Origin of the sequence: Phreatobacter sp. (assembly GCF_022843985.1) — a bacterium.
In the GTDB taxonomy this organism is placed as follows: domain Bacteria; phylum Pseudomonadota; class Alphaproteobacteria; order Rhizobiales; family Phreatobacteraceae; genus Phreatobacter.
This window is the reverse complement of the sequence record NZ_JALHMP010000002.1, coordinates 1-16,119: the sequence shown is the minus strand read 5'-3', so window position 1 is coordinate 16,119 and position 16,119 is coordinate 1. Positions and strand designations below refer to the sequence as shown.

The 16,119-nt window shown below is 66.8% G+C and carries 15 protein-coding genes; 6 read left to right on the top strand and 9 right to left on the bottom strand.

The features are described 5' to 3' along the window. Positions 1-882 carry an alpha/beta fold hydrolase gene (locus Q0C57_RS01350; protein ID WP_296570982.1) on the bottom strand — a complete coding sequence of 294 codons (882 nt, stop codon included), beginning with the start codon at positions 880-882 and terminating at the stop codon, positions 1-3. Between the two features lie 59 nt (positions 883-941). Continuing rightward, complete coding sequence (locus Q0C57_RS01345; protein WP_296570980.1) at positions 942-1,847, bottom strand: VOC family protein; 906 nt, start codon at positions 1,845-1,847, stop codon at positions 942-944. A 301-nt stretch (positions 1,848-2,148) separates the two neighbouring features. Here Q0C57_RS01345 and Q0C57_RS01340 point away from each other — a divergent pair, with 301 nt between their 5' ends. Beyond that, entirely contained in the window at positions 2,149-2,886 is a 738-nt protein-coding gene (locus Q0C57_RS01340) for an FCD domain-containing protein (RefSeq protein ID WP_296570977.1), read from the top strand. Between the two features lie 104 nt (positions 2,887-2,990). On the opposite strand, the gene Q0C57_RS01335 is transcribed toward Q0C57_RS01340, so the two are convergent. Together Q0C57_RS01335 and Q0C57_RS01330 are read right to left on the bottom strand one after the other, a co-directional pair. Next, entirely contained in the window at positions 2,991-3,548 is a 558-nt protein-coding gene (locus Q0C57_RS01335) for a GNAT family N-acetyltransferase (RefSeq protein ID WP_296570974.1), read from the bottom strand. Positions 3,549-3,558: 10 nt separating this feature from the next. Continuing rightward, a complete protein-coding gene (locus Q0C57_RS01330) occupies positions 3,559-5,916 on the bottom strand; it encodes an Orn/Lys/Arg decarboxylase N-terminal domain-containing protein (RefSeq protein ID WP_296570971.1) in 2,358 nt (785 codons plus the stop codon). A 338-nt stretch (positions 5,917-6,254) separates the two neighbouring features. Between Q0C57_RS01330 and Q0C57_RS01325 the strand changes: the two genes are divergently transcribed. The 3 genes from Q0C57_RS01325 to Q0C57_RS01315 all read left to right on the top strand — a co-directional run bounded on the left by Q0C57_RS01325 (position 6,255) and on the right by Q0C57_RS01315 (position 8,989). Beyond that, entirely contained in the window at positions 6,255-7,232 is a 978-nt protein-coding gene (locus Q0C57_RS01325) for a tripartite tricarboxylate transporter substrate-binding protein (protein WP_296570967.1), read from the top strand. A 193-nt stretch (positions 7,233-7,425) separates the two neighbouring features. Further along, positions 7,426-8,265: a sugar phosphate isomerase/epimerase gene (locus Q0C57_RS01320; protein ID WP_296570964.1), complete on the top strand. Its 840-nt coding sequence runs from the start codon at positions 7,426-7,428 to the stop codon at positions 8,263-8,265. Positions 8,266-8,323: 58 nt separating this feature from the next. Continuing rightward, positions 8,324-8,989 carry a TetR/AcrR family transcriptional regulator gene (locus Q0C57_RS01315; RefSeq protein ID WP_296570961.1) on the top strand — a complete coding sequence of 222 codons (666 nt, stop codon included), beginning with the start codon at positions 8,324-8,326 and terminating at the stop codon, positions 8,987-8,989. Between the two features lie 6 nt (positions 8,990-8,995). On the opposite strand, the gene Q0C57_RS01310 is transcribed toward Q0C57_RS01315, so the two are convergent. From Q0C57_RS01310 to Q0C57_RS01295, 4 genes are all read right to left on the bottom strand, one after another. Further along, positions 8,996-9,862 carry a sugar phosphate isomerase/epimerase gene (locus tag Q0C57_RS01310; protein WP_296570958.1) on the bottom strand — a complete coding sequence of 289 codons (867 nt, stop codon included), beginning with the start codon at positions 9,860-9,862 and terminating at the stop codon, positions 8,996-8,998. Between the two features lie 149 nt (positions 9,863-10,011). Next, on the bottom strand, positions 10,012-11,196 hold the full coding sequence (locus Q0C57_RS01305; protein ID WP_296570954.1) for a dihydrodipicolinate synthase family protein: 1,185 nt from the start codon (positions 11,194-11,196) through the stop codon (positions 10,012-10,014). Positions 11,197-11,211: 15 nt separating this feature from the next. Then, entirely contained in the window at positions 11,212-12,360 is a 1,149-nt protein-coding gene (locus Q0C57_RS01300) for a Gfo/Idh/MocA family oxidoreductase (RefSeq protein ID WP_296570951.1), read from the bottom strand. Continuing rightward, the gene (locus tag Q0C57_RS01295) at positions 12,357-13,757 is read right to left on the bottom strand and encodes an enolase (RefSeq protein WP_296570949.1); all 1,401 of its coding nucleotides are present in this window, start codon (positions 13,755-13,757) and stop codon (positions 12,357-12,359) included. The genes Q0C57_RS01300 and Q0C57_RS01295 overlap by 4 nt, the downstream gene beginning before the upstream one ends. Positions 13,758-14,044: 287 nt before the next feature. On the opposite strand from Q0C57_RS01295, the gene Q0C57_RS01290 reads away from it, so the two are divergent. Beyond that, positions 14,045-14,926, top strand: a complete 882-nt coding sequence (locus tag Q0C57_RS01290) for a metallophosphoesterase family protein (RefSeq protein ID WP_296570948.1) — start codon at positions 14,045-14,047, stop codon at positions 14,924-14,926. 53 nt (positions 14,927-14,979) lie between these two features. Here Q0C57_RS01290 and Q0C57_RS01285 read toward each other — a convergent pair whose 3' ends face one another. After that, on the bottom strand, positions 14,980-15,453 hold the full coding sequence (locus tag Q0C57_RS01285) for a DUF302 domain-containing protein (protein ID WP_296570946.1): 474 nt from the start codon (positions 15,451-15,453) through the stop codon (positions 14,980-14,982). Between the two features lie 345 nt (positions 15,454-15,798). Here Q0C57_RS01285 and Q0C57_RS01280 point away from each other — a divergent pair, with 345 nt between their 5' ends. After that, a complete protein-coding gene (locus Q0C57_RS01280; protein WP_296570944.1) occupies positions 15,799-15,969 on the top strand; it encodes a hypothetical protein in 171 nt (56 codons plus the stop codon). Positions 15,970-16,119: the final 150 nt, after the last annotated feature.

Here is a 16,119-nt window from a genome sequence, read left to right as displayed (position 1 = left end):
TCAGGCTCCCAGGGGGCTCGGGATAAACTTGTCGAGCCAGCCCTTCAGAATAGCCTTGGTGCGCGGCGCATCCTGGGGCGACAGGGGGAAATGCGAGGTCCCCGTGACGATAAGGAGCTCTGCCGGCTGTCCCGCCTTCTCGTACATGCGCAGCGACTGTTCGGTCGGCGTAATGATATCGTTGGCGGTGTGGAAGAACAGGATCGGGCGGGGGGAGATGTCGCCGACCACATCGTCGGCGCGGAAATTGTACATGCTCCAGGCCGTCTCGACCGGAATCTCCATGATCGCCTTGGGCGAGAGGTTCTTGCGCAGATGTTCAGGGATGGGCACCGCGTCGAAGCGCGAGATCCACATGCTCTCGCCGGTCTCCTGCTTGTGGCGGCGGCCCTTTTCGAGAAGGCCGGTGAACTTGGCCCAGGCTTCGGGCGTCGGATGCTGGCCGCGGAACTTGCGCTCGCCGTCGCCCCAGCCGCAGGACGAGATCACGCAGGCGAAGCGGCTGTCGATGCCAGCGGCATAGACGGCGACAGCCGCGCCGAAGCTGTGTCCGAGGACGCCGATGCGGTCGGGATCGACCTCCTCGCGGGACTGCAGGAAGGTCAGGGCGTTCTTCGCATCGGCCACCTGATCAAAGCAGCGCACCTGGGCCCGCTCGCCTTCACTCTCGCCGCAGCAGCGGAAGTCGAAGCGCAGAGCCACATAGCCCATCTCCTCAAGCATGCGCGCCTGGATCTCGGCATGCGACTCGTCCTTGGAGCCGACGAAGCCGTGCAGGACGATGAAGGCCGGCAGCTTCTGGCCGGGCTTGCGTCCTGCCGGAACATGCAGGACGGCGGAGAGCTTCAAGCCATCCGACTGGAACGAGAGCTTTTCTTCCATGGGGCGATCCTCGGGCAATGCTTGGTTTTGGCGCTGATGGCGGCGGCGGGCGGTCGCCGTCAGCCGAGTTGCGCGAAGGGAAAATGGAACTCGCGCCATTCGAGGGGCGCCGGCGTGCCCCACACGTTCATCGCGCGAACGTTCCCCGGGCGCTCCAGATTGGTGATGACATTCGCCGTGAAATTGGCGTCGTCGGCGATCAGCGACATGCCGCTGGAACACTCGATCATCGCACCGGCGGGATCGATGTAATAGGAATAGACATTGTCGCCGGGACGATGGCGGCCTGGGCCCCACAGCATCTGCTTGTCGAAGCGGTCCAGCGTGTCGCCGAGGCGGATGAACTGGCTGGCGTCGAGGAACTCGAACGAGATGTGGTGCACGCCCGCCCCCCTGCCCTTCACGAGGCCGAGGATGTGGTGCTGGCGGTTGCCGCCATACATCCAGCTGAGGCTGTCGTTGACGAGCCGCTCGGACAGCCGCAGCCCGCCGATAATCTCAAGCTGCCGGCGCGTCGCGGCGGGATCGGGGGTCAGCAGGTTGATGTGGTCCATCCGGTTGGCGCTGACGCCATAGGTCGGATGACGGCGCGCCGCCAGATCATCGCGGATCGGGGTGTGGATCTCGAAGCGGAGCCCCTCGGGCGTGACGAAGGTGAAACCGGCCGCCATGCAGGACAGGCTCGGCTCGCGGCTGACGACGGTGCAGCCGGCGGCAGCGACATTGGCTTCGGCGGCGCGGACCGCATCGACGGTCAGCGCCTCGAGCCCGATGGTATGGGCGGAGTTTTCGGCGGCATGGACCAGCACGAGTTCGACTGCACGACCGTTTGAACTCAGCCAGGTCTGGCCGTCACCCTTGTGGGTGACCTTCAGACCGAGGATCTCGGTCGCCTCGCGGACGACGGCGTCGACCACGTTGGTATTGATCTTCATGTGGCCGATGGCGTGCACCAGGTGCGTCATTCGTGCGCCCTCCCGCTAGGTCTGCTGGCGATTTTGGTAGCGCAGTCCGCGGCCACGATCAATCCGTTTTCGACTGATGCTCACATTTTCGAAAATCAGTGGTGTCCCTGGGCTCGCGGCATCAAAGCGATCGCTTCGGCCGGATGATCGGGTTTAGCGCAAGTCTGCTCGTCCGCTCATTTTCGATATTCCAAGGGATTTGCGCTGTGCCCGCGAAGCTGCGATACAAGGAGTGGTCGCCGCATGCCGCATCGCCTCCGCGATGCCGTGCGGACCGCCGCTTGGCCCACGGAGCCGTTCGATGGCCGCGAAGACAGACATCAAGGGAACCGACGAGACGCGGGCGGGAGACGTTCTCCACCGCATGCGCCTCGACATCATCAGTTGCGCCCTGAAGCCGGGGACGCGCATGCGTTTCGAAACGCTGAAGGAACTGTACGCCGTCAGCTTCTCGACCTTGAGGGAGGCCCTGCAGCGCCTCGTCGCCGAGGGCCTGGTGATCAGCGAGGGGCAGCGCGGCTTCATGGTCGCGCCCCTCTATCTGTCCGATCTCCAGGATCTCACCGACGTCCGGGTGCTCGTCGACCAGGAATGTATCGGCCGCTCGATCCTTCACGGCGACGATGAATGGGAGGCGCAGATCATCGCTGCCTTCCATCGCATGGACCGCCTCAAGGCGCGGCTGAACGACCTCTATTTCATGTCGGACGAGTGGGCGGTGCTCCATGGCGATTTTCACCGCTCGCTGGTCAGTGCCTGCCGGTCGCCGACGCTGCTCGACTTTCGTGACAAGCTGTTCCAGCGGGCCCATCGCTATCGCCGCATGTCATGCCAGTTCCGGACAAAATGGCGACCGAAGGATGTCGAGCACCGCACCTTGATGGAGACGGTCATCGCGCGCGACGCGCCGGCCGCCAAGAACCTGATCGAGCGCCACATTCGCGAAACAACGGAAAACGTCATCCAGAATGCCGGCCAGTTCCTGAGCACGGAGCCTACCGCCTTTCCCGGGATCCTCAAGAGCATTGCTGCCGAATAGCGCGGAATGCGCCGACAGCGGCCCTGTCCGTGGCAGCGGGAACGTGGGGCGCGACCTCCTCCTGCAGGAGGAATGCCCGCCGCCTCCCGGCGAGGTGAGCCTTCCTAGCGGGACAGCGGCAGGGGCGGCGGCGGCGTGGTTGTACCCGGGCCGAGCGAGCGTTGCACCATGACACTGTCGGCCCAACGCCCGTAACGGTAGGCGACGCCGGGGAGATGGGCGACACGGACGAATCCGAACGACTCGTGCAAGCCGAGCGAGGCGGCATTGTCGGCATCGACATAACCGATCATCTGCCGGAAACCGGCAGCGGCGCAGGCATCGATCAACTCCTTCAGCAGCGCACGACCTATACCCCGCCCCAGATGGTCCTGGTGCACATAGATCGAGTGCTTGACAGTGTAGCGATAGGCCGGCCGCTTGCGGAACAGCACCACATAGGCATAGCCGACGACGCGGCCCTCGACGGTTGCCGCCAGATGCGGATAGCGCCGGGCCCGGAAATTCTTCCGCCGCTCGCGCAGGTCATCGGGCTCCGGCGTTTCCGCATCGTCGACGCCTTCCTCGACGCCACGGCGAATGTGATGCCGGTAGATCGCCAGCATGTCCTCGACGTCGGAATCGCGTGAGGGGCGTACGGTGATCGGGAGGAGCTCGGTCATGGTGTCCCGCCTATTCCGTCACGACATAGGTATGGAGGCGGATGCGCCCGGCCTCGTCGATCTCGCGATAGACGCCCTGGATCTCGACCTCGAACCCCGGAAAAGTGTTGAAACTGGCCTCGAACATCTTGAGATAGTCGATCATCGGCTGCGCCTTCTCGGTCAGGCGCTCGCCCGGCACCACGGTTGCGATACCGGGAGGATAAACCACGAAGGGCGTCGTCGCGATGCGTCCGGCGATCTGGTCGATCGGCAGGTAGTCGACATCGTTACGCACCAGGCACCGTGCGGCGTCATGCGGCGACATCGCCATCTCCGGCAGATGTTCGATCGAGAACTGCCGCGCCTGCAGGGCGCTGACATCAGCCTGGCGGAAGAAGCGGTGCATGTCGGCGCACAGTTCGCGCAGGCGCACGCCCGCGTAGCGCTGCGGCCGGCGGCGGAAGAATTCGGGGATGGCCTCCTCGATGGTGACGTTGTCGTCATGGAGCCTCTTGAAGGCGACGAGCCCGCTGACGAGGGTGCCCGCCTTGCTGGCCTCGACGCCCGGAGTCAGCAGGAAGAGCAGCGAGTTGAGATCGTTCTTCTCCGGGACGATGCGGTTCTCGCGCAGATACTGGGCGACGATCGGCGCGGGAATCCCGTGATCGGCATAGGCGCCGGTGGCGCGATCGAAGCCGGGCGTCAGAAGGGTCAGCTTGTTGGGATCGGTGATGGCGAAGCCGGGCGCCATGTCGGGAAAGCCGTGCCAGCCGGCCCCCGGCGCCAGTTCCCAGAATGACGGATCAGCGACGAGCTGGTCGGTGCTGACCGATTCCCAGGCAACATCGTGGAAGGCGCCCGGGCGGGCCGCGTCCGGAATCGTCACGCGGTCCGGGACGAAGGGCTCGAAGAACCAGCGCCGCTCCGGCCGCTGTTCCTTTTCCTCGAACTCGCGCCTGACGGCGCGGATCTTCTTGCGCAGTTCGATGCCGAGCCGGATGGTGTCGTCCCAGAGGACCACGCCGGACCGGCCCTTCATCATCTGAGCACCGACGTCGAGCGAGGCGAACAGCGGATAGAAGGGCGAGGTCGAGGCATGCTGCATGAAGCTCTCGTTGAAGCGACGATGCTCGACGCGCCGCTTCTGGCCCTTGATGTGGCGATCCTTCATGTGGATCTGCGAGGCCTGTGAAAAGCTCGCGAGCTGCTTGTGCGTCGACTGCGTGGCGATGATGCCCGGCGCCTCCGGCCCGAGTTCGCCGAGGCCCATGGCGAAGCGGCCGACATAGAGCGGGTGGAACTTCATGAAGCCCGCCCAGGCCTCGTCGAACAGGATGTAGTCGCAGAGGTGGCCGATGCGGTCGAGGATGATCTCGGCATTGTGGATCGTCCCGTCATAGGTGCATTGCTCGATGACGGCGACGCGGAACGGCCGCTGCCTCTTCCAGGCCTCCGGATCCTTGACCAGGGGGTGGGAGCGGATGCGTTCGCGCAACACGCTCTCGTCGAAAGCGCCGTGGCACATCGGGCCGATCAGGCCCCAGGCATTGCGGGCCGTCGGGACGTAGACGGGGATGCCGCCTGCCATCATCAGGGCGCCATGGTGGGCAGCCTTATGGTTGTTGCGATCGAAAAGGACGAGGTCGCCGTCGGTCACCAGCGCCCCGAGGGCGATCTTGTTGGAAGAGGAGGTGCCGTTCAGCACGAAATAGGTCTTCTCCGCACCGAAGATCTTGGCCGCCTCCTTCTGGGCATGCAGGGCGGGGCCCTCGTGGGTCAGGAGGTCGCCGAGATCGAGGACGGAATTGTCGAGGTCGTCGCGGAACACGGCCTCGCCCAGGTGCTCCATGAACACCCGGCCGATCGGGCTGCGGCTGTAGAAGACACCGCCATTGTGGCCCGGGCAGGTCCAGAGCTGGTTGCCCTCCTCGGCATAGTCGACGAGCTGGCCGAAGAAAGGCGTCTTCAGTGTCTCGGCATATTGCTTCAGTCGGCTGATCAGGTTCTTGGCGATGAAGGCCGGCGTTTCCTCCGAGAGGAAGACATAGCCGTCGATGAAGTCGAGGACCTCAACCGGCAGGTCCTCGAAGCGCTTGCGGCGGATCAGCAGGATGATGGGGAAGTCGAGGCCGCGCCGGCGCATGAGGTTGATCAGCGCCGAGGTACGGCCCTCGAGGCCCTTCTTGCCCCAGTCGACCACCATGCAGCCGATGGCCGCATCGGTCTGGACGGCAATCTCCGCATCCTCAAGCTTCGGCGCCTTGACCACCTCGAAGCCGGATTTCTCGATCTGGTCGACGATCTGGTGGAAACGCTGGCCCTCCAGATCCTCCTCGTCGAAGGCGGGAGTCGCGAAGAGGAAGTTGAAGCGCTTGAAATAGTCCATCGGGATCCTGCTCCGGTTCGGCCGATCTGTGTCGAAGCCTTTGGTGACATCAGGGTGACGCAGGCCGGCGACACGCGATACCACGCGCGCGCGGCCCTGTCCGCCGCCGGTGCGGGGAGCCGCCTATGCCAGTAGCGGCATGGACCGCCGCCTTCGCCGCAGGCCGGGAGACGAGGCCCGCCCTGGTGCTCGTCTCCGTCCCTGCGCGCCGGCTCGAACGCTCTACGCGCTACTCTTAGTCACCCACTGGTTACATACTTGATTGACGCTGGCCGAACCGGTGGCTATCGTCCTCGGCAAGAGATGCGCTTGACGCATCCGGCATTGGGAGGAAGACCGTGATCACCAAAAGGCTGGCGCTCGCCGCCCTTCTCGCAAGCGTCGCGGCGGCCCCGGCGGTCGCCCAGACCTATCCTTCGCGCCCCGTCACCATGGTGGTGCCCTTCGCGCCCGGCGGCCCGACGGACATCGTGGCCCGGCTGGTCGCGGAGCGCATGTCGCAGACGCTCGGCCAGCAGGTCGTTGTGGAAAATGTCGCCGGCGCCGCCGGCACGACCGGCGCCGCCCGCGTGGCCAGGGCCGAACCTGACGGCCACACCATCCTCATGGGGCCGATGAGCACCATGAGTTTCTCGCCAGCGCTCTACCCCAACCTCGCCTTCAACCCGCTGACTGATTTCGAGCCGGTGGGCATCGCTGCGTCCGCGCCGATCATGCTCGTCTCGGCCAAGAAGCTGCCGGCAACGACACTCGCCGAGTTCTCCGCCCATCTGAAGGCCAATGCCGCCACGGTGAACAACGGCAATGCCGGGGTCGGCTCGACCTCGCATCTCGCCTGCACCCTGCTCAACCAGCGCCTCGGCGTCACCCCGACTCTCGTGCCCTATCGCGGCACCGGCCCGGCCATCCAGGACCTCGTCGCCGGCAATGTCGGCTACATCTGCGACCAGGTGACGAGCCTGATGAGCCAGGTCCAGGGCGGCACGATCACACCGCTGGCCGTCCTCGCCCCCACGCGCTCGCCGGTCCTGCCGAATGTCCCGACGGCCGCCGAGGCTGGCATGGCCGGTGTCGACATGGTGGTCTGGAACGCCGTTTTCGCACCCAAGGGCACCCCGGCGCCGGTCATCGCCGCGCTCAACGCCGCCCTGCGCAGGGCGATCGATGATCCCACGGCCCGGGAACGCTTCCTGCAGCTCGGCGCCGAGGCTCCGGCGGAGGCGCAGCGGACGCCCGAAGCCCTGCGGGCCGTCCATGCTGGCGATGTCCAGAAGTGGGGCGACGTCATCCGCGCGGCGAATATCCGCATCCAGTAAGGGGCGGAGGATCGGTCGCAGTCGGACCTTGCCGGCCTTGCATTGGCCGGCGGGCATCGCTTGGGACGCATCCATCACACCGCGCGAACCCGGGAAGCGAAGGCATGCCGGGTCCACACGGTGCAGAGGCCAGCCTCAAAGGACGCAAACCCCTGATCCGGGGGAGCCCTTGCCGCCGGAGTTCGATCCCTCCATGCGCCTTTCTCTGTGCAACGAAGTGCTCCGCCCCTTTGATCTCGTCCGCCAATGCGCCTTCGCGAAGGCTGTCGGCTATGACGGGCTGGAGATCGCGCCCTTCACCCTGTCGGAGGCTCCCCATCAGCTGGCGGCCCCCGACATCGCGGCGACACGCCGCATTGTCCAGGACCATGGCCTCGCGGTGACAGGACTGCACTGGCTGCTGGTGACGCCGGAGGGGCTGTCGATCACCAGCCCCGACGCGGCCGTGCGCGGCCGGACCCGCGACGTCATCCTCGGCCTCCTTGACCTCGCGGCAGGGCTCGGCGCCCGCGTGATGGTCCATGGCTCACCTGTCCAGCGCCGCCCGGCGGAAGGCCAGTCCCAGGACGATGCCTGGGCACGGGCGCGCGATCTCCTGGCCGAGATCGCACCGGCGGCCTCAGCGCGCGGACTGACCTATTGCATCGAACCGCTCGCCCCGCCTGACAATATCTTCATCCAGACCGTCGCCGAAGCGGCCCGCATGGTCGCGGCGATCGGCCATCCCGCCCTGCGCACCATGATCGACACCTCGGCGACCTCCGCCCACGAGGCCGAGCCGGTCGCCGATCTCATCCGCCGCTGGGTGCCGACCGGGCTGATCGGCCATGTGCAGCTCAACGATGCCAACCGTCGCGGTCCGGGCGAAGGCAAGGATCGCTTCGCCGGCGCCCTGAAGGCGCTGCGCGACAGCGGTTATGACGGCGACATCGCCATCGAGCCCTTCATCTACGAACCGAACGGGCCCGCCTGCGCCGCGCGGGCCGCGGGCTATGTGCGCGGTGTCTGGGAGGGGCTGGACGCCGCGCCATGACGGGGTCGGCGCGGCGTGCCAGTGTCGGGATCCCGTCGAATCGGGCAAGGACCAGCGGATGCCCGATGGCAAGAGCGTGACTGACGAGATGATGGCGGCCAAGCCGGTGCGCAAGCGTGACAGCGCCGGCACGCGCGCGCGCATCCTCAACGTCGCCACCCGCGAATTTGCCAACAAGGGCTATGAGGGCGCCAAGACCGACGACATCGCCGACCGTGCGCGCATCAACAAGCGCATGATCTATCACTACTTTTCGTCGAAGGAGCAGCTCTATCTCTCGGTCCTCGAAGCCGCCTATGACCGGGCGCGGTCGGCGGAGCAGAAGCTGGAGCTTGAGCAGATCGCGCCGCTCGAGGCCCTGACCCGGTTCACGGAATTCACCTTCGACAGCTTCGTCCGCGACCGCACCTTCATCAACCTGCTGGCCACCGAGAACCGCCAGCGCGCCAAGGTGCTGAAGAAATCCGCACAGGTGAACACGATGAACTCGCCGGTGATCGATGCCATCGGCCGCATCATCGCCCGTGGCACAGCCGATGGTTCGATCCGGGACGGCCTCGATGCCCGCCAGCTTTGGATCACCATCATCGGCATCTGCTATTTCTTCTTCTCCAACATCTACACCCTGTCGGTGATTTTCGACGCCGACATGGAGGCGGCGGGGTCGATCGCCGAGCGGCGGGCCCACGTGGTCGAGTTCGTCCTCAGGGGCGTGAAGGCCTGAGGGGCCTCACACCACAGCCTTGTGCCGGGCGATGCAGGTCGCCAGCACCTCGTCCATCGGCCGCCGCCACCAGTCGAGCTCGGAGAAGATCTCGACCTCGGAGAAGCCGGAGAAGCCTTCGGCCTCTACCGCCCTGCGGATCTTTTTCAGCTCGATCACCCCGTCGCCCATCATGCCGCGGTCGGTAAGGAGATCACGGGTCGGCACCAGCCAGTCGCAGACGTGATAGGCGAGGAGCCGCTCCCGCCCGGCCCTCCGGATGTCCCGGAAGAGGTTCGGATCCCACCAGATGTGATAGACGTCGGCCGCCACGCCCAGTGCACCGGTCCGGCCGGGGTCCAGCCGGTCGCAGATGTCGAGGGCCTGTTCGAGCGTGTTCACGCAGGCCCGGTCGGCGGCATACATCGGATGCAGCGGCTCGATGGCGAGCGGCATGGCCGATGCCCTGGCATATTCGAGGAGTTCGGCGATGCCGTCCTCGACCTGGGCCCGCGCCGCGCCGAGATCATGCGAGACCGCCGAGCCTGGCCGCGAGAATTGCGGCAGGCCGCCGACCACCAGAACCAGACAGGCGGCCCCCAGAGCCGCGGCCTCATCGACGGCCCGGCGGTTGTCGTCGCGCGCCTCCTGCCGCCGTGCCGCATCGGCGGGGAACATGCCGCCGCGGCAATAACCGGAGAGCTTCAGGCCGTGGGCCCTGACCGCCTTGACCGCGGCATCGAGGCCCACCGTCGTCACCTGGTCACGCCAGGGCGCGATCGCCTGGATGCCATGGCGGGCGCAGGCCGCCATGATGGCGAGGAGGTCGCCCTGCTTCCTCACCGTCGCGGTGTTGATGGAGAGCAGGGAGTGATCGGTGGAGAAATCGCGCATGGAACGCCCCGGGGTGGGGCCGTCGCCCTCGTCGCGTCATGCCCGGGCTCGTCCCGGGCATCCACGACTTGAACACGGCATCACAGGAATTCGTGGATGCCCGGGACCAGCCCGGGCATGACGAGGAGGTCAGAGCCTTTTGTCCCGGCTCACGCCACGCCGCGCGTTGCCATCACCGCCGCCATACGCGCCGCGGCCAGGTCGGGGTCCCGCAGGATGCCGGCCTGGTCGGCGAGACGGAACAGCTCGGCAAGGTGCTGGGTCGAGCGGGTGCTCTCCTGGCCGCCCACCATGGTGAAATGGTCCTGGTGGCCGTTGAGATAGGCGACGAAGACGACGCCGGTCTTGTAGAAGCGCGTTGGCGCCTTGAAGATGTGACGTGACAGCGGCACCGTCGGTGCGAAAATGTCGTGGAAACTGGCGAGATCGCCATCGGCAAGCGCAGATAACGCCCCGGCGGCCGCAGGAGCGATAGCGTCGAAGATGCCGAGCAGGGCGTGGGAAAAGCCCATGTCGTCGCCGGCGATCAGTTCCGCATAGTTGAAGTCGTCGCCGGTATACATCTTCACCGCCGGGTTCAGCCGGCGGCGCATGGCGATCTCCTTGTCCTTGTCGAGCAGCGAGATCTTGACTCCGTCCACCTTGGTCGCATTGCGGTTGATGACGTCGACGGCGGTATCCATGGCGGCGTCGATATCAGCCGTACCCCAGTAGCCGGCCAGCGCCGGGTCGAACATGTCGCCGAGCCAGTGGATGATCACCGGCTGGGCCGATTGCGACAGGATCCGGTCATAGACGCGGCCGTAATCATCGGGGCTCTTCGCCACACGGGCGAGAGCCCGCGAGGCCATGAAGATGATCCGCCCGCCGAGCGCCTCGATGGCCTCGAACTGGGTCTCGTAGGCGCCGATGACGTCGTCGACCGAGCGTGCCGCGGCGGGATCGAGATGGTCGGTGCCGGCGCCTGAAAACACCACCGCCCCAGGCGTCGCCCTGGCCTGCCGCACCGAACGGCCGATGAGGTCGAGTGCGCCGGTCCAGTCGAGGCCCATGCCGCGCTGCGCGGTGTCCATGGCTTCAGCGACGCCGAGGCCGAGGCCCCAGAGATAGTCGCGATAGGCCATGGTGCGGTCCCAGTCGATGGCGTTGGTGAGCCAGGGATCGTTATCGGCGAGCGGGTCGGCGACCATGTGGGTCGCCGCCAGCGCCACGCGGTTGAGTGGCCGGGTGATCTTCGCGGGGAAATTCTTCGGCACCGAGAGCCGGTAGCTCTCGATGCCCCCGCCGGCGGTGGGCAGCCGCAGGCTGGCGGCGGTCTTCGGCTTGTCGAGCATGGTCGCCTCCCCCAATCACACGGTCAGTTTCGGAACGTCGATCCAACGGCGCTCCTTCCAGCTCTGCAGCGCGCATTCCACCAGCTGCACGCCCTTGGCGCCTTCCATCAGCGTGTAGGAATAGGGTGCGTCCTCGACCACGTGGCGGATGAACATCTCCCACTGGGTCTTGAAGCCGTTGTCGTAAACCTGATTGTCCGGCATCTTCTGCCAGGTGGAGCGGAAGTCGATGGTCTGCTTCTGGTCGGGATTCCACACCGGGCGCGGCGTGGCGTTGCGCGGCTGGATCATGCAGTCGTGGAGACCGGCCACCGCCGAGCCGAGCGTACCGTCAACATTGAAGGTGACGAGATCGTCGCGATAGACGCGGGTCACCCAGCTCATGTTCATGTGGGCGATGACGCCGCCCTCAAGTTCGAAGGTGGCATAGGCTGCGTCGTCGGCGGTCGCCTTGTAGGGCTTGCCGCCCTCGTCCCAGCGCTCGGGAATATGGGTGGCTCCGAGGCAGGAGACCGACTTCACCGCACCGAAGAGGTTGTCGAGCACGTAGCGCCAGTGGCAGACCATGTCGAGGATCATGCCGCCGCCGTCCTCGTTGCGGTAGTTCCACGAGGGTCGCTGGGCCGCCTGCCAGTCGCCCTCGAAGACCCAGTAGCCGAACTCGCCGCGCACCGAGAGCATCTTGCCGAAGAAGCCGCTGTCGCGCAGCGACTTCAGCTTCATCAGACCGGGGAGGAAGAGCTTGTCCTGCACCGTGCCGTTCTTGACGCCCTTGTCACGGGCGAGCTTCACGATGCGCAGCGCCTCGGGAAGGTTGGTCGAGATCGGCTTCTCGCAATAGATGTGCTTGCCGGCATGGATCGCCTGTTCCAGCAGGGTCGGACGCATCTGCGTCGTCGCCGCGTCGAAGAAGATCTGGTTCTGCGGATCGGCGATCGCCGCATCGAGATCGGTCGACCAGCGCTCGACGCCGTTGGCCTTGGCGAGTTGCGCCACCTTGTCGGCGTTCCGCCCGATGAGGATCGGGTCGAGCTGGACGCGGCTGCCGTCCGACATCAGCACGCCGCCCTGGGCGCGAATGGCGGCGACGGAGCGCACAAGATGCTGGTTGGTGCCCATGCGGCCGGTCACGCCGTGCATCACGACACCGAGGGTCCTGGTCATGCGGGTTGTCCTTCTGGGGAGAGCATCGAAAGAGGCAGGAGAGACGAAAGATCCGGCGCGGCGCCTGTGGCGAAGCCCGGACGGTCGAGGCTGGAGAGGTCGAGGGTGCCGCTGGCAACGGCGAGACGCACCCGGTCAGTCCGGTCGTAGAGGCCGGGATGGGCCGCGACGAAGCCATCCGCCTCCGCCTCGGGCGCCGGGCCGAAACCGTCGACGTAATGGTGGCCATTGCGTTCGACATGGGTGAGGCCGAGAGCCGCGACGAAAGCCGTGTCCTGCTGCACGGCAAGCCCCGGCTGGCAGGTCAGGTCCTCCGCCGAGACGAGGTAGAGCGGCTGGCCCGCCTCGGCATTCCAGACCGCGACGCGGGCAGCATTGAGCAGCGCCTTGTAGAAGCCCTTGCAGCACTTGGACGACACGCCGCGATAGCCGAGCGCCCTGGACCGCGGGAAGGCGTCGTAGCTGTCGTCCGCCTCGTCGATGATGACGCCGCGGGCGGCGACCGTCGCATCCAGCGGCTGTTCGAAGGTGACGCGCCGGTCGAAGGGCTGCTCGACGAAGAGGAGCCGCGGCATTAGGGCGGCGAGGCGTGGCTCCGCTTGCGTGCGGGCGAAGAGGTCGGCAAGCGCCTCGGGCGTATATTGCTCGTTGGCGTCGACGGTGACGCGATAGTCCGCGCAGCGCCGGTCAAGCAGTGCCGCGATCTCGACGAGCCGCCTGCAATCCGCCTCGGGCTCGCCGCCGAGCTTGAGCTTGAAGAAGCGCAGGGCGGCGGCATCGAGTTCGCCGGCGAGACTGTCAGGCCCCTCGATCCGGTCCATCAGACCGACCGTGTGGCGCAAGGCGATGCTGCGGCCGGGCGCAACGGCCGCCAGCCGCGCGTCGATGGCGGCCTGGCCGAGGTCCGGCGTCAGGCGGGCGTCGAGCCCGACCCCATTCGCGGCCAGCACCGGGACGAAGCTGCGGCCGAGCGCCCTGGACAGGCCGTCGAGCACGGCCTTGTCGACCTGCGACACCCCGAAGGAGGCCGAAAGCGGGGTGACATCCGCCGCGCGCGCCCAGGCGAGCTGGCGTTCCTGCAACGCGACATGATGGCCAAAGGCCGTGTCGGCGCGGCGCAGACCGCCAGCCTCGTGCACCGCATGGGCGAGGCTCGCCTTGAGGTCACGGACCGTGTCGTCCGGCGTCCGTTCAGACCGCTTGTCGAACCATTTCGGCGGCATGAGCTCGGCCGCCATGCCGGTCGCCCGGCCATGGCCCTCGACCTCCACGACCACACGCAGGAAAGCCTGGAAGGCGCCCTCCACGGTGACCGCACCGAAGCGGAACGGCCGGACGAAGGGCGTCCAGCGCTCGAAGGCCTCGACATCGTGCAAGCGGACGCGCGGCGCGTTCATCGCGCCCCCGATCCTGTCGTCACCCGAACCATAAGCGTCTCTCCCGTCGGCTCTCTGACGGAGCCGTAATTCACTCACTGGTTACTTACAAAGAGGGAGAGGGCGAAGTCAAGCGGATGCGGAGCAGACCCACAGGTCGCGGACCCGCCGGTGCGCGTGTAACGTTTCCCAGGCACCGGACGAAACAGTGCCAGCCGAGCGGGATCTTCACCCGGATCTCACAGAATCGGCGACATGGACCCGCGATGACCCTTTCCCATGGGCTTTTGCGGTAGAACGGAAGCCTGATGATCTCCCCTGACAGCCTCACCCTTTCTGCGAACGCCCCGCTCCTTGTCTTCGGCGGGCCCTATTCCAACCTCCAGGCGATGCAGGCCCTGCTCGCCGAAGCCGACCGCCGCGGCATTGCGGCGGAGAGGATCATCTGCACCGGCGATATCGTCGCCTATGGCGCCGATCCCTCCGCCTGTTGCGACCTGGCGATGGCCAGCGGCATGCATGTGCTAATGGGCAATTGCGAGCAGAACCTTGCGGCCGGCAGTGCCGATTGCGGGTGCGGCTTCGACGAGGGCACGGAATGCGACCGCTTGTCGAGCGCGTGGTATGCCTATGCGGACAGGCAGATTTCGCCCGCTCACCGGGCCTTCATGGCAGCCTGCCCGCAGCGCATCACCATCGACCTGCCGGACGGGCGCCGCCTCGCGGTGATCCATGGCGGCGCCGCGGATATCAGCCGCTTCCTCTTCGCCTCAACGGACGACACGGTTCTGGCGGACGAGATCGCGGCCACCGGTTGCCACGGTGTCGTCGCCGGCCATTGCGGCATCCCTTTCGTCCGCGATGTCGGGGCCGGTCTCTGGCTCAATGCCGGAGCCATCGGCATGCCCGCCCATGACGGCACCCCGCGCGTCTGGTTTTCCATCCTCACGCCTGAGCCCGACGGCCTCGGCGTCGAGATCCACCCGCTGACCTATGACCAGGCTGGCGCCGCCGCTGCGATGCGCGCGGCGCGGCTCCCCGAGGGCTATGCCGCCGCCCTGGAGACCGGTCTCTGGCCCTCGGAGGACGTCCTCCCCCCGGCTGAGAGAGCCAGCCGCGGCGTGGCGCTGCAGCCGGTCACCCGCTTCTGGCCAGCAGCGTCGGCGCGGCGACGGTCAGGCACCGGCTGAGCCGCACAGGGCGTAGCCGGCGCCGCCTGGTTCGGGACGCGAGGTCCTGCGGCCTATTCCGCCGCCTTGCGGACAAGCCCGTCGAGCAACGTCTCGGTGTTGCGGCGGGCCTCGGGCGGCACCACCACGCCGTGGCGCGCGAAGACCCGCTCGGCAATGTCCTCGCCGGTGCTGCGGGTGACCTGGATGCGGCCGCTCTCGTCCTCCCAGATCAGCACACGCATCGGAAGGTCGAGCGCGAGGGTCGGATTGGCCGCCATGCCCGGCGTGCCGGCGCGGGGATTGCCGAAGAGGACGACAGTGCGTGCGCGCAGTGTCAGGCCCGCCGCCTGGGCGGCAGCGGAATGGTCGACCTCGTTGAACACGATCCAGCCGGCCTCCCGCACGGCGGCGCCGAAGCGGTCGAGCGTGGCGCGCAGCGCGTGGGCACTCGGGCGCGTCACCATGCCGGCCTGCTGGGCCGATGCCGGGAGGGCGGTTGCGACGAGCGTGCAGGCCGCCGCCAGGGCGATAAGGACACGGCTCATGCTGCAAAACTCCGCGTCAGACGGACCAATGGGTGGGATCGGAACTGCATCTCGCTGCCTCCTGAAGGTTTCCGCGCAGTCCTTGAAACCGGTGACCCCGCATCGGCCGCGAGGATCGCCATCGACCCGGGCGGTTCAAGACCTGCACGCTATGTTCGGGGTGGGCGGTCCGATCGTTACGGCCTGCCGCGGGTCAAGCCCGCAGGTTGGCCCTGAGGCGTATGGTGGCGGAACGACGATCCTCGGAGTCTTGATGGCCGCTGCAGGGCTGCGCATGCTGACACCGGGGAATGACAGATCGCCCCCGACGCCGGCTTCAGGACCGTCGTCTGGCCGCATCTGCGTTTGGTCAACGCCCAGGGCACGAAACTGAGCGATGCGGTACTGCCCGATGTCATCCGGCAGCCGCGGCTTGAACAGTTCTATACGGAGAAGACCGCGGTCACGAAGGAGGCGATCGCCCGGGAGCTGGCGCAACGGCCGGCCGGAATGCCGACGCTGCGGATCACCAACTGACGCGGGCCTGGGCAGGGGGCGGTGCCGCCCCCCTGTGAATCGGCACGCAATATTGACCCCCTGAGCGAGGGGATAGGCGTTCAATTTTGACCCCTTTGGACCATGAGCTTCGCCGTTCATTTTTGAGCGGTGGAGGGGGGATGAAGGGCG

Coding starts and splice junctions, on each gene's coding strand:
- Q0C57_RS01345 (WP_296570980.1), bottom strand. CDS start 1,847: ATGACGCACCTGGTGCACGCCATCGGCCACATGAAGATCAATACCAAC.
- Q0C57_RS01290 (WP_296570948.1), top strand. CDS start 14,045: ATGATCTCCCCTGACAGCCTCACCCTTTCTGCGAACGCCCCGCTCCTT.
- Q0C57_RS01295 (WP_296570949.1), bottom strand. CDS start 13,757: ATGAACGCGCCGCGCGTCCGCTTGCACGATGTCGAGGCCTTCGAGCGC.
- Q0C57_RS01330 (WP_296570971.1), bottom strand. CDS start 5,916: ATGGACTATTTCAAGCGCTTCAACTTCCTCTTCGCGACTCCCGCCTTC.
- Q0C57_RS01315 (WP_296570961.1), top strand. CDS start 8,324: ATGCCCGATGGCAAGAGCGTGACTGACGAGATGATGGCGGCCAAGCCG.
- Q0C57_RS01305 (WP_296570954.1), bottom strand. CDS start 11,196: ATGCTCGACAAGCCGAAGACCGCCGCCAGCCTGCGGCTGCCCACCGCC.
- Q0C57_RS01350 (WP_296570982.1), bottom strand. CDS start 882: ATGGAAGAAAAGCTCTCGTTCCAGTCGGATGGCTTGAAGCTCTCCGCC.
- Q0C57_RS01285 (WP_296570946.1), bottom strand. CDS start 15,453: ATGAGCCGTGTCCTTATCGCCCTGGCGGCGGCCTGCACGCTCGTCGCA.
- Q0C57_RS01320 (WP_296570964.1), top strand. CDS start 7,426: ATGCGCCTTTCTCTGTGCAACGAAGTGCTCCGCCCCTTTGATCTCGTC.
- Q0C57_RS01335 (WP_296570974.1), bottom strand. CDS start 3,548: ATGACCGAGCTCCTCCCGATCACCGTACGCCCCTCACGCGATTCCGAC.
- Q0C57_RS01340 (WP_296570977.1), top strand. CDS start 2,149: ATGGCCGCGAAGACAGACATCAAGGGAACCGACGAGACGCGGGCGGGA.
- Q0C57_RS01300 (WP_296570951.1), bottom strand. CDS start 12,360: ATGACCAGGACCCTCGGTGTCGTGATGCACGGCGTGACCGGCCGCATG.
- Q0C57_RS01310 (WP_296570958.1), bottom strand. CDS start 9,862: ATGCGCGATTTCTCCACCGATCACTCCCTGCTCTCCATCAACACCGCG.